The sequence below is a fragment of the Nocardia flavorosea NBRC 108225 genome (genome assembly GCF_001613385.1).
Taxonomy (GTDB): Bacteria; Actinomycetota; Actinomycetes; order Mycobacteriales; family Mycobacteriaceae; genus Nocardia; species Nocardia flavorosea.
In genome coordinates, this window is record NZ_BDCG01000013.1 from 88585 (window position 1) to 100952 (window position 12368).

Consider the following 12368-nt stretch of genomic DNA (forward strand, 5'->3'; position numbering starts at 1 on the left):
CCCTAACAAAAATGACAGTCGCTGACATATTGGCATTGATTGCCGCACCGCGACCGCGAGGAAGTACCCTGTGCCCGTGCTCTCTGCTACGCCGCCCCTCGACTTGCGTGCGCGACGCCGGAACGCCACCCGCATCGAGATCCGGGAGGCTGCCCTGGCCCTGTTCGAACAGCAGGGCGTCGACCACACCACCAGCGAGGAGATCGCCCGCGCGGCAGGTATTTCCCAGCGGACGTTCTTCCGCTACTTCGCGACCAAAGAAGAATGCGTCCTGTTCGACTCCTTCGGATTCGACGAAGCCATGCACGGTTGCCTCGAAACCGCGGATATGCAATCGCTGTCGCTCACCGATATGGAGGCCGCGATCGGCGCGGTGATGGAGGACATCCGCAACGACGAACAGAGCGAAGTCGCCGCGACCGCCCTGCGGATCCAGACGCTGGTCTCGGCCGACGCCGCCCTCAGCCGGGCTGCCCTCGCCCACTACGCCGATAACGCCGAACGCTCGATGGCACTCATCGAAGGACGATGCCCGGCCGCCGACCGGCCCCGGGTGCGGGCGATCGTCCGGGTCGCGCAACTCTCGGTGCAGCTCGCGTTCGAGGAATGGGTCGAGGCCTGCGCACCGGACGGCGGCGATTCCGACCTGGCAGCGATCTACCGCACCGTCTGCGCCCGTATCCGCACACTCTGACCACCGGCTCCGTGCGCACATACCGGTATGCGCACGGCTGGTCCGACCGGCACTGTCCGACCGGCACAGCATCACCGCAGAGATCTTGTCCCGGCACCCCCTCGCTCCTGGCGCGCGCACGTTGTTAGATGGCGTAAGAACTACCGCCACAGGAGAGGATTCGAACGTATGGTCGACAGGATCGCAGTGGTATCCGGCGCCGCCCGGGGTATCGGGGCCGCCATCGCCCAACGGCTGGCCGCCGACGGAATGAAAGTCGGGGTCCTCGACCTCGACGAAGCCTCCTGCGCCGACACCGTTTCGGCGATCACCGCCGCCGGCGGGCAGGCGCTCGCGCTCGGCGCCGATGTGAGCAAAGAGGATTCGGTGAACGCCGCGGTCGAGCGGCTGGCCGCCGACCTCGGCGAACCCACCGTGGTGGTCAACAATGCCGGCGTCCTGCGCGACAACCTGCTGTTCAAGATGAGCGTCGACGACTGGGACACCGTAATGGGTGTCCATCTGCGCGGCGCCTTCCTGCTCACGCGGGCCGCCCAGAAGTACATGGTCGAGCAGAAGTGGGGTCGTATCGTCAATATGTCCAGCACTTCGGCGCAGGGCAACCGCGGCCAGGTCAACTACTCCGCAGCCAAGGCCGGTATGCAGGGCTTTACCAAAACCCTCGCCTTCGAACTGGGCAAATACGGTGTCACGGCCAATGCGATCGCACCCGGTTTCATCGTCACCGATATGACCGCGGCCACCGCCGCCCGAGTCGGCGTCGATTTCGAGGACTTCCAGAAGGCCGCCGCCGCGCAGATCCCCGTGCAGCGGGTCGGCCGGCCGGAGGATATCGCGAACACCGCGTCATTCCTCGTCAGTGAGGGTGCGGGATTCGTGTCCGGGCAGGTCATCTATGTGGCGGGCGGGCCGCAGGACTGATGCCTTCCCGGCGGGGTGGTGTCCGGTACAACCGCACCATCCCGCCGTGCCGGGCTCTAACTCCGGTGTGCCGGCACCGGGCGACGGGCGACGGGCGACGGGCGACGGGCGACGGGCGACGGGCGACGGGCGACGGGCGACGGGCGAACCCTAGCAGTACTCGCTTTTGCCAGGGCTGTCCCCGCGCTACTGGCCCGGTGGGGATCGCGCCGTCAACGGCGCCCGATTCACTTCGCGACCGCGTCGATCACGGCGGTCGAACGGGTGATGCCGGCACCAGGCCGCAGCGTCCGCCGATCGGGGGTGCCGGCACCCTGGCCCGCATCGCCGAGTCTGCTATCGATCGTGGAGCGAGGCGAGGAACTCGTCGGTTCTGCTGACGTCGTCGCGATCGTAGGCGCTTACGCTGGCAAGGATTTCGGAGGCGCCGGTGTGCTCGAGAAGATCCGTGAGCGTCTCGGCCACCAGGTCAGGGGTGCCCGAAACGGCCGCGTCCATCCAACCGTTCACAGCATCGGCCTTCTTCGTACGCGCGCTACCGAGCATCCGCCGCACGTCCTCGACAGGTTGCAGTGCACGGAACTCCCCGACGTCCCGGGAGTCGGCGAAGGCCCAGGCCTCCGGCAGCAGAAGGTCCCGGGCGCGCTCGGCCGTCTCCGCGACGGAGATATCGACACTCACCATCAGGTACGGATCCGGGGTGCGGGCGCCGGGGCGGAAGTCCCGGAAGTAGGCGTCGATCGCCTTCGCATCCCGGAGCAGCGGTCCTCCGATCACCGCGGGCAGGCCCAACTGGGCAGCCAGGGACAGCCCGTCCTTGATGGCGAGCAGGAACACCGGCGGCGGCTCGATCCGGGGCCGGACGGTGATATCGGCGTCTCCACTCAGATAGGAGCGAATCTCCTCGATATCTGCCTCGTACTCGCCCGCACGCAGGGTCGTTCGCCCCAGTGCCCGGCGGACCGGAGCCGTGAACCCGAGCGAACCACCGAGCCCGATATCGACCCGGCCCGGATAGAGCGCCTCGAGCAGCAGCGCCTGCTCCGCGACCACCAGCGGACTGTGGTTGGGAACCATGATTCCGCCCGTGCCGAGCCGGATGTTGCGGGTGCGTGCCCCGATCGCCGCGAGCAACAGCGTGGGTGCCGCGCCGGCGATACCCGGTACCGCGTGATGTTCCGCAGTCCAGAATCGCCCGAAGCCGAGCTCATCGGCCCGCACCGCTCGCTCCACCGTGGTGGCCACGGCGGCGGCATCGGATTCACCGCTGCGTGTCCGTGCGCGGTCCAGCAGGGAGATACGCATCAGTCCTCCTCAACCCTCTCGTGTGGCGCAACGCATCAGCCGTGCGATCTCATCCAGTCGGGCTATATCGGCCACGAGCAACCACACCTCCCGCCGGGTAACGCAAAGCGACCGTCACCGCCAGGGAACAGCACCGGCCGAATCGGTCTCGGTCGGATATTCACTGTCGGCGGGCTGGCCGGGCGGCATACCGCGGGCCGGGGCGCGAAGTCGCGATCGTCCGGTTCCCGCGACGCTTTACCCCCGTATGACAAGATCGGCCGCTATGCATCGACCGGCAGCAAACGGTATCCGTGTCGGGCTCGACGCGATGCTACGCGTCATCGACAAAGGCGATGCAGCCACCGGGCGGCCATTCACCGAACCCCGTATCCTCCGGCGCAATCTCGATTCACGCCGATTCGGCTGGACCCACTACGGGGTCATGATCCCCGATCTGCCCGAACCGCACCGCTATCTGAGTCTGATGCGCTCATCGGCGCCACCGGCTCGCTCGTGTTCGATACCGACCACGCTCTGCCTGCTGCCCCGCGCCGCACCGCATCGGTCGTCTGCAGTACCGCCACGCCTGCAGACGGAAATGGACACCCCGTTCACCTACGGCCTCGGGTCGGGATTCGTGAGCGGTTTCGCCCACACGGCCTCATGGTGTGGTGCACAGATCGCCGGTCGCGGTTACGTCGAACACATCGACGGCCGCAACGGCTGACGCGGGCGTCAGCCGCGTCAGCCGAACGGCCACCACCACCGGCGGCGGCGGGGATGCCGGACGGTGACACTCGCATGCTGGACCACCCCGGTGACCCGCAGCAGTGGCAGACCGGATACCGGAGCCCCCGCTTTGTTGGTCACACTCCCCCACTCGCTGATCACCTCGTCGATATCGACACTCCAGCCCGGCGGAATGATCAACAGAACCGACGCATGCGCGGATTTCATCTCCACCCACACCTCGGGTGAGCGCAGCACAGCCTCGGTGAAGTCCAAACGGACGCCGCCGTGTTCGGTTTCCACCACAATCCGCGGCGGTACCCGCCACTGTCCTTCCCGCTTCACCGAACTGCCGGCGGACCGCAGTACGAGCCGGTCGGTCTTACTTCCATGCGCGGCCGGCACCAGATCGACAGTGAGCGCTTCCAGCTCCGGCACGGTGCGACCGGCGTAGACAGCAGCGATACGCTCGTCGAACTCGACCAGATCCAGCCGCCCCTCGGCGAACGCCCCCTGAACGATCGAGGCGGCACGCTCGCGATCGGCATCGCCGGCCCGCAATACGGGAAGGTGCTCGGGCGTCGGCTCGATCGTCATGAGTCTCACGGTAACCGAGTCGGCACGGCGGCACGGGCCGGTCATCACCGCAACGTCGACGACATCGCCTCACCGTTCGCGCCGGAGGTAATCGAGCACATCACCTACTTGATGGTGCTCGAACGGCTCGACGACCCGGCCGGTAAGCGACGGACAGCTGCGTGACTATCGGTGGCGCGTCGTCGCAGGTTACCCATCTCGGTCCTGTCGACGTGTAGCTTGCCCGGATAAATATCGCCCGTGCGCGCGAATCACAAGAAGGGACTGAGCCATGGACCACGCTGTACCCACGGCGCAGAAAGCAACGCTCACCACTTGGGAACGCATGTGGTACGTGTTGATGTGCATCCCTTTGGGGCGCCGCCTATTTCACCAAGATTCCGGCCGAGAAAGCGTTGGTCGACTTCGGTTCGACCACCATGACCGGGGCCGAGCGGTTCTGGTATGTGCTGAGGTGCATTGCGGGAGTGGCGTCTTCACTGATCGTTCAGCTCCGAACAGCGCGTATGCGGCGCCTCCACGGATTCACTCCGGGCGTAGGCCGATCGGGCCGAGCAGGACCGAACCGGCCGTATCCGCCGGGAAGACCAAGTCCACCGAGCTCACGGCGGTGGGGTTCACCCCTGCCGCGTGCATGACTTCCGGACTCACCTCGACTGCGTATGTCTGCGGGAGCGGCTGAGTCGCGGCTACCGGTTGCATCCATTCCCACCGTAGGTACTCGGTGTCGAGGGGGCCGCCGACGCGGACCGCGGCCGGCAAGGTCGCAGTTCTTCCGGCGGTATCGGTCACCCTGATCCGGACGTCCACCGGCTGCAACCGCGACCCCGCGTCGAACACCAGACGCGCGACGCCGAGATCGACACCGCCGGGGAACCGTGCCGTCACCGTCGGCGCCGCGTCACCCGCCTCCCAGCGGACCGAATGCACAATTTCGGCGCCTGGGGCGCCGCGCAACGGCAGCGGGACCTCCTGGAATTCGCCATCTCCCGCGGACGTCACCTCCGCAGCCGGTGTGGTTCCCGAGGTGATCGCCCGGCGCGCGGACCGAGGCCGGTCCGCATCGCGAGGGGCTGTCAGGGCGGTGATGAGTGCGGCGCGGGCCGCGGGGTCGTCGCCGAGGGTGGCCCGGAATGTGGCCAGCGCCCAGGCGGCCGCGATGTGCTGTTGCTGCTTCGCCGAAACCAGGCGTCCGGTATCGATGAAGTGTTTGGGCAGCCCGTTGCCGATGTCGTAGCTGCCCCATCGGCTGTTGAACTGTGCATGGTTCAGGCCCTCCACGATCACGGCGCCTTTGAGCCCCGCGACGCCGTCGCCGACAGCGACCCGCGCCCACTGATCGAGTCCGCCGAACCCGATGACGTCGGCGTCCTGCGCGCCTTGCAACACCACGTAATCGGTATCGGCCGAACGCACCGCCTGCGGCTCGTACAGTCCCTCGGTAGGCGCCAGGGCGAACAGCGACCGGATGGCGAAACCGGGTGCCTCGGCCCCGGCATTCAACTCGTCCGCGGTAGTGATCGCCTCACCACCACGAGAGTGACCGGCCAAACCGATGCGGCTCATATCGACTCGGCTACCGAGGCGATGTCCCGGTTCACCGGCCCAGTCCTGCCACACCTTCAGATGCTCGAGTATCAGCCATCCTCTGGCATGGTCGACGCCGCCGAGTCCCCCGGACCTGTCCAGTGGTCCCGTATTGAGAAAATTCTCGTCGAGTGCGGCCACCACGAACCCATGACTTGCCAGATAGCGCCCGAGATAGCCGAAACCGGCCTCGGAAGCGGTCGCGGCGCTGGAGTTGCCGTGCACGATGAGCACCAGCGGAGCCGGGAGGTCCGACACCGGATACCAGACCTGCGCGTTGAGGGGGAACCGGTCCGCGTCGAAGCCCCAGTGCCGCACCCGGCGGTCGTCCCAGCCACTGACGATGGCGGAGGCATCGACCGGTTCGGTGCGCAGGTCCACACCCGCCGAGTCGTAGGGCGCTCGCCGATCGGTCCCGCTGCCGTAGACAGCGGTCTCGACCGCGAGCGGCCCAGGCGCCCCGCCATCGACACCGGCCACCACCGCATCGGCGGACGGGGCGGGTTGGCCCCCGGCCACAAGCCAGCTGCCGGGCAGGCAGAACACCAGGATTCCCACGGCCGACACGGCGATCGGCCGCCGGGGCATACGCGAGGTATCCCGGCACAACAGCATCCCGGCCCCCGCACCGACCAGCGAGGCGCCCACGACGGCGGACGCCACGGTGAGGTACCAGGCGGTAGCGCTGGTCCCCGCTCCGCGTGTCGACAACAGGATCAACCCGGCCGACACCACCCACAGATACAGGGAAAACCACCGGACCCGGCGTCGCAGAACCGCCCAGACCACAAGAGTCAGCACAGCCGCAGCCCCGAAGGCGATGGCGATATCCAGCGCTGCCGACAACGCGACCACACCGGCCATCCCGGGGAGTATCTGATCGGCGACACTCCAGCCCACCAGTACCGCGCTGACGATCACCACGCCCGCGGCGGCACCCAGCCACATCGCCCGCCGTTGCTTCGCGCGCGCGCCGGGTCCGGCCGACCGGCGACCGGTCTCGTTGTGCTCCACCTCGTTTCCCACGGTCCGCAGCCTAGGCGACGTGGGAAGCCCGGGACCGCCACCAGCGGTCACAACAGGGGGCGCGGGCCGTATTTCCGTCGCTGTCGGTCGCGACACCGGGCGCCGGCGAGTCTGAAAGAGCTTTCAGCTGGTTTCAGGTGCCTTTCAGCCCTCCCCTGCCACTGTGGCGCTCGACATCATCAGCAACGGTGAGAGGGGCGAGCAGGCATGGAGCAGAGCATACGGATCGACGGGAACCCTTACCGTGTGGTCGGCCGGGCACGGTTGTCGCCGGTGTCGCGGGCGTGCTACGGCAAGTACCGGTTCACGCTGCGCCGGATGACCGACGGGACCCTGTGGTCGGCGTTCGGCACCAGGATCAGCCCGGTGTCGGAATTGGTGCGGCAGGACAGCTTAAGCGAGTAATTGATTGCTGCACAGCGCTTTTCGTCGGAACATATGAGCATGGGGATACGACCTATCGGGCCGGACGAATGGCCGACAGCGCGGACGGTGCGGCTGGACGCGCTCGCCGGGTCGCCGCCGGGCACCTTCTCCACCAGCCACGCCGAAGCCGCGCAATGGAGTACCCAGCAGTGGCGGGAATGGACGGCCCGCCGGTATCCGTTCTTCGTCGCCGTGACGGAGTCCGGGCCGGTGGGTTCGGCGGGCGTCATCGTCACCACCGGCGGACCCGAGCTGGTGTCGATGTGGACCGCTCCACCGGCCCGGCGGACCGGCGTCTCCGATCGCCTGGTGCAGGCCGTGGCCGAATGGGCGCGCGGAGCCGCGCACCGGGAACTGCGGTTGTGGGTGGTCGAGGGCAACCGGGCCGCCGAGCAGTTGTACCTTCGCAACGGGTTCACCCGCACCGGCGCCGTCCAGCCGTGCAGCACCGTCGACCCGCGGCCCGAACACGAAATGGCGTTACCGCTGTCACCGGGCCACCGGTAGTGAAGGTCGAAGCGGCTCGATCCATCCCACAAGTACCCGCGAGATCAATCGGCGCCGAAACTGCCCATTGATTCCGCATTTGCGGATATATAGTCTTGTTCGTGTCGTATCTGCGGATCAGAGAGGCAGCCGGGCTGCTGGGCGTCAGTGATGACACTGTTCGCCGCTGGATAGATCAAGGACGGCTGCCGTCGGTCCGATTGGAAAACGGGCGCAAAGGTGTGCGCGGGCAAGATCTGGCCGAGTTCGCGCGGGAGATCGCCGACGCGCCCGAACCCGGCGTAACCGTGGCAGCCTCGGCTCGCAACCGCATGCGTGGCATTGTGACCAGGGTGCTCACCGATACCGTGATGGCGCAGGTGGAGATGCAGGCCGGGCCGTTCCGGCTGGTATCGCTACTGAGCCGGGAATCGGTGGAAGAACTCGGGCTCGAAGTGGGCAGTGTGGCGGTGGCGTCGGTGAAATCGACGCATGTGGTCGTCGAGATACCGGAGAGCTGATGAAAACGGTGATAGGTCGCGTTGTGCGTCGCCTGACTCCGGCGGTCGCGCTGATCGTTGTGCTGGCCGGCTGTGCGTCGGAGGGCTCCGGAGGTGAATCGAGCGGCGGGCCGGGAGACGGGCTCGGCGGCACCCTCACGGTGTTCGCGGCGGCCTCGCTCACCGAGGCGTTCACCACACTCGGTGAGCAGTTCGAGGATGCTCACCCGGATGTGGATGTGGTGTTCGGTTTCGCGGGTAGCTCCGCACTGGCCGAACAGATCCGGCAGGGCGCACCGGCCGATGTGTTCGCCTCGGCGTCTCCGCACAATATGGAACAGGTGGTCGTCTCCGGCGATATCACCGGCGGGCCGGTCACCTTCGCCCGCAACCGTCTCGAAATCGCAGTACCGACCGGCAATCCGGCAAGTATCAGTGGTCTCGCCGATTTCGGCCGTCCCGAACCGCGGATCGCTCTGTGCGCCGAACAGGTGCCGTGCGGGGCGGCAGCCGACAAGGCCTTTGCCGCGGCCGGTGTCACCCCGCAACCCGATACCCGGGAACCGGATGTGAAAGCAGTGCTGACGAAGGTCACACTCGGTGAGGTGGATGCCGCGCTGGTGTATCGCACGGATATCCGGGCCGGGGGCGACAAGGTGACCGGAATCGAATTCCCGGAATCGGGCAAGGCGATCAACGACTATCAGATGGCACAGGTGGCGGCGGCACCGAACCCGGCCGCGGCGGCGGCGTTCGTCGATTTCACGTTGACTCCGCAGGCTCGATCGGTCTTCGCGACGGCCGGTTTCGACGCTCCGTGAGTGGCAGGACGTCGCGGCGTCCTACAGTGACACCGCAGTCGGACCGCCCGTCGAAGCCACTGCGGGTAACGCGTCCCTCCCGCACGGCCACACTGCGCCGCCGCCGTGCTGTGCGCGGACGGCGCCCGCTGGTCCTGCTGGTGCCCGCGATGCTGGGCCTGTTGTTCCTGATGGTCCCCCTGGCGGGGTTGCTGATCCGCGCGCCGTGGCGGGGCCTGCCGGAGCGATTGTTCAGCGCGGAAGTCGGGCAGGCGCTGCGGCTCTCGCTGGTATGCGCGAGCCTGGCCACGGTGCTGTGCCTGCTGCTGGGGATCCCGCTCGCCTGGCTGCTGGCTCGCGGTGACCTGCCCGGGCGCGGGCTGATCCGCGCGCTGGTCACCGTACCGCTGGTACTGCCGCCCGTGGTCGGCGGTGTGGCGCTACTGCTTGTCCTGGGCAGGCGCGGGGTGGTCGGCCAGTACCTCTACGACTGGTTCGGGATCGCGCTGCCGTTCAGCACTGCCGGTGTGGTGGTGGCCGAGGCGTTCGTCGCCATGCCGTTCCTGGTGATCTCTGTGGAGGGTGCGTTCCGTGGCGCCGACCCCCGGTACGAGGAGGCAGCCGCAACCCTCGGCGCCTCCCGCTGGCTCACCTTCCGGCGCGTCACCCTGCCCTCGATCCTGCCCGGAGTAGTCGCCGGGACCGTGCTGTGCTGGGCCCGTGCGCTCGGCGAATTCGGTGCCACCATCACCTTCGCCGGTAATTTCCCCGGCCGCACCACGACGATGCCGTTGGCGGTGTATCTGGCGCTGGAAACCGATCCCGCCGCCGCCATCGTGCTGAGCCTGGTGTTGCTGCTGGTATCGGTGGTGGTGCTGGCGGCGCTGCGGGAACGCTGGATCCGGGGGGCACTGTGACGCTCGCGGCGCAAGTGCGGGTCGCCCGCGGCGATTTCACTCTCGACCTGGATCTCACCGTCGCCGCCGGGGAGGTCGTCGCCTTGCTCGGCCCCAACGGCGCCGGGAAGAGCACCGCGCTACGGGCACTGGCGGGGCTGACCCCGCTGACCGAGGGGTCGATTCGCCTGAACGAACAGGTCTGGGATGCGCCACCCACCGAATTCGTTCCCGCCGAACGCCGGTCGGCCGGCGTGGTGTTTCAGGATTATCTGCTCTTCGCCCACCTCGACGCCCTCGACAACGTCGCCTTCGGGCCCCGCGCTCGCGGTATGCGGCGGGCAGCGGCCCGCGAACACGCCGCGCACTGGCTGCACCGGGTGGGACTGACCGACTACGCCCGGACCCGGCCGCGAGAACTTTCGGGTGGTCAGGCGCAGCGGGTCGCACTTGCGCGGGCCCTGGCCGTCGACCCGGCGCTGTTGTTACTGGACGAACCGCTGGCCGCGCTGGACGCCGCCACCCGGGTACGGGTGCGGGCCGAACTGGCCCACCATCTGGGCAACTATCCCGGACATACGCTGCTGGTCACCCATGATCCGCTGGACGCGATGGTGCTCGCCGATCGGCTGGTGATCGTCGAGCACGGTGCCGTGGTACAGCAGGGACCGCCGGCCGAGGTCGCGCGGCGCCCCCGCTCGGACTATGTGGCAGATCTCGTGGGCCTCAATTTGTTCCGCGGATCCGCGACCGGCACTCGGGTGCGACTCGACGGCGGTGGTGAACTCACGGTCGCCGAACCGGCCACCGGCCCCGTGTATCTGACCTTCGCGCCGTCGGCCGTCGGCCTGCATCCGGAGCGCCCTGGTGGAAGCCCGCGCAATACCTGGCCGGTGACCGTGGCAGGTCTCGAACAACATGCCCATACCGTCCGGGTTCGCCTCGACGGCGCGGTGCCGGCGCTGGCCGATATCACCCCCGCCACAGTCGCCGAACTCCGGATCAGGCCCGGGTCGAAGCTGTGGGCGGCGCTGAAGGCCACCGAGATTCACACGTATCCGGCCTGACGAGGAGGTAGTGTGGGCACGCTCGCCCACAGAAGCGAGTACGGCCGTGAACAGGTTCGCAGTTCGCAGAACCGATAGCTCGCGGTGATTCGAGTCCGGCGGTCCCGCGCGGAGCACCCCCGGGCCGCAGATACCGGCGACGCCGACCGCGTGGTGAGGATCGCCCGACGCGCGGCCGTCTACAACATGCTCGCCAATCGGACAGGTCGCCTACTGCGCGCTGTCGAGTCGTTCGAGGATACGGCCGACGATGGCGCCGAATGCTTCCACCTGTTCGTCGGTGAGCGCGTCGAACAGCAGCTCGCGCACGGTTTCCACATGGCCGGGCGCGGCCTGTTCGATCGCGGTGCGCCCCTGTTCGGTGAGCACGATAAAGGCACCGCGGGCATCGTCGGGGCAGTCCTCGCGACGCACCAGTCCGCGCTTCTGCATCCGGCCGAGATGATGTGACAGGCGGCTCTTCTCCCACTGCATGATCTGTCCCAGTTCACCTACCCGTATCCGGGGTTCCGGTCGGTCGGTGAGGCGGACCAATACCTCGAAATCGGAGAGCGACAGCCCGGAGTCGTGTTGCAGCTGCCGGTGGAGCCGGGCGACCAGCTGGGTGTGCATCGTCAGGTAACCCCGCCAGGCTCGGCTCTCCCGTTCGTCGAGCCATCGCGTCTCGGTCATATGCCCAGCGTAACCCATTAGTTGACATATCACCAAGATGGTCGCACTATATGTATGACACATCAACTACTTGTTCGAACCGGAGGATCTCGATGAACGCAGCGAACCTGAAAGAACTCAGCGGCACCTACGCACTCGACCCCACCCACACCCGGGTCGGTTTCGTCACCCGGCACGCGATGGTGACCAAGGTGCGCGGCTCGTTCAACGAGTTCACCGGCAGCGCCTATTTCGACAGCGAGAACCCGGCGAACTCGTCCGGCGAGGTCACCATCCAGGTTGCCAGCATCGATACCCGTAACGCCGATCGCGACAACCACCTGCGCGGACTGGACTTCCTGAGCCTCGACGAATACCCCGAGATCACCTTCCGCACGACGGCGATCTCCCCCACCGGCGCCGATACCTTCGACGTCACGGGCGACCTCACCATCAAGGGCGTCACCCGGCCGGTCACGGTCCCGTTCACCTTCGAAGGACAGGCCAACGATCCGTTCGGCAATGTCCGGGTCGGTTTCGAGGGGTCCACGACCATCAACCGCAAGGACTGGGGAATCGTCTACAACGCGACGCTGGAAACCGGCGGCGTCCTGATCTCCGACAAGGTCGTCCTGGAATTCGAGGTCTCGGCGATCAAACAGGACGATCAGGCCCAGAGCTGACCATCCGGGGCGGGCGCC

14 protein-coding genes are annotated in these 12368 nt (G+C 67.4%); 10 read left to right on the forward strand and 4 right to left on the reverse strand.

Going from position 1 to position 12368, the window contains the following annotated elements:
• Window positions 1–76 precede the first annotated feature (76 nt).
• Both NFL01S_RS16180 and fabG read left to right on the forward strand, forming a co-directional pair.
• Window positions 77–694 (forward strand): TetR/AcrR family transcriptional regulator, encoded by a 618-nt coding sequence (locus tag NFL01S_RS16180; protein ID WP_062976615.1) that lies wholly within the window; start codon window positions 77–79, stop codon window positions 692–694.
• 168 nt (window positions 695–862) lie between these two features.
• A complete protein-coding gene (gene fabG, locus NFL01S_RS16185) occupies window positions 863–1615 on the forward strand; it encodes a 3-oxoacyl-ACP reductase FabG (RefSeq protein WP_062976117.1) in 753 nt (250 codons plus the stop codon).
• Window positions 1616–1951: 336 nt separating this feature from the next.
• Here fabG and NFL01S_RS16190 read toward each other — a convergent pair whose 3' ends face one another.
• Window positions 1952–2920, reverse strand: coding sequence for an MsnO8 family LLM class oxidoreductase (locus NFL01S_RS16190; RefSeq protein WP_062976119.1), 969 nt, complete (start codon window positions 2918–2920; stop codon window positions 1952–1954).
• Between the two features lie 265 nt (window positions 2921–3185).
• Here NFL01S_RS16190 and NFL01S_RS16195 point away from each other — a divergent pair, with 265 nt between their 5' ends.
• On the forward strand, window positions 3186–3629 hold the full coding sequence (locus NFL01S_RS16195; RefSeq protein WP_062976121.1) for a DUF6670 family protein: 444 nt from the start codon (window positions 3186–3188) through the stop codon (window positions 3627–3629).
• Window positions 3630–3646: 17 nt separating this feature from the next.
• Here NFL01S_RS16195 and NFL01S_RS16200 read toward each other — a convergent pair whose 3' ends face one another.
• Both NFL01S_RS16200 and NFL01S_RS16210 read right to left on the reverse strand, forming a co-directional pair.
• The gene (locus NFL01S_RS16200; protein ID WP_062976123.1) at window positions 3647–4228 is read right to left on the reverse strand and encodes a DUF1707 SHOCT-like domain-containing protein; all 582 of its coding nucleotides are present in this window, start codon (window positions 4226–4228) and stop codon (window positions 3647–3649) included.
• A 525-nt stretch (window positions 4229–4753) separates the two neighbouring features.
• A complete protein-coding gene (locus NFL01S_RS16210) occupies window positions 4754–6841 on the reverse strand; it encodes an alpha/beta hydrolase (RefSeq protein ID WP_062976127.1) in 2088 nt (695 codons plus the stop codon).
• Between the two features lie 207 nt (window positions 6842–7048).
• Here NFL01S_RS16210 and NFL01S_RS16215 point away from each other — a divergent pair, with 207 nt between their 5' ends.
• From NFL01S_RS16215 to NFL01S_RS16240, 6 genes are all read left to right on the forward strand, one after another.
• On the forward strand, window positions 7049–7246 hold the full coding sequence (locus NFL01S_RS16215; RefSeq protein ID WP_062976129.1) for a hypothetical protein: 198 nt from the start codon (window positions 7049–7051) through the stop codon (window positions 7244–7246).
• A gap of 39 nt (window positions 7247–7285) precedes the next feature.
• The gene (locus tag NFL01S_RS16220) at window positions 7286–7774 is read left to right on the forward strand and encodes a GNAT family N-acetyltransferase (RefSeq protein ID WP_168433903.1); all 489 of its coding nucleotides are present in this window, start codon (window positions 7286–7288) and stop codon (window positions 7772–7774) included.
• 101 nt (window positions 7775–7875) lie between these two features.
• The gene (locus NFL01S_RS16225; RefSeq protein WP_062976616.1) at window positions 7876–8274 is read left to right on the forward strand and encodes a TOBE domain-containing protein; all 399 of its coding nucleotides are present in this window, start codon (window positions 7876–7878) and stop codon (window positions 8272–8274) included.
• Window positions 8274–9074 (forward strand): molybdate ABC transporter substrate-binding protein, encoded by an 801-nt coding sequence (gene modA, locus NFL01S_RS16230; RefSeq protein ID WP_062976133.1) that lies wholly within the window; start codon window positions 8274–8276, stop codon window positions 9072–9074. Before NFL01S_RS16225 ends, modA begins: the two co-directional genes overlap by 1 nt.
• A 149-nt stretch (window positions 9075–9223) precedes the next feature.
• Window positions 9224–9970, forward strand: coding sequence for a molybdate ABC transporter permease subunit (gene modB / locus NFL01S_RS16235; protein ID WP_084492805.1), 747 nt, complete (start codon window positions 9224–9226; stop codon window positions 9968–9970).
• Window positions 9967–11016: an ABC transporter ATP-binding protein gene (locus NFL01S_RS16240; protein ID WP_084492734.1), complete on the forward strand. Its 1050-nt coding sequence runs from the start codon at window positions 9967–9969 to the stop codon at window positions 11014–11016. Before modB ends, NFL01S_RS16240 begins: the two co-directional genes overlap by 4 nt.
• Window positions 11017–11226: 210 nt before the next feature.
• Here NFL01S_RS16240 and NFL01S_RS16245 read toward each other — a convergent pair whose 3' ends face one another.
• Window positions 11227–11688, reverse strand: a complete 462-nt coding sequence (locus NFL01S_RS16245; protein WP_062976137.1) for a MarR family winged helix-turn-helix transcriptional regulator — start codon at window positions 11686–11688, stop codon at window positions 11227–11229.
• Between the two features lie 92 nt (window positions 11689–11780).
• Here NFL01S_RS16245 and NFL01S_RS16250 point away from each other — a divergent pair, with 92 nt between their 5' ends.
• A complete protein-coding gene (locus NFL01S_RS16250) occupies window positions 11781–12350 on the forward strand; it encodes a YceI family protein (protein ID WP_062976139.1) in 570 nt (189 codons plus the stop codon).
• The last annotated feature ends 18 nt before the right edge of the window (window positions 12351–12368 follow it).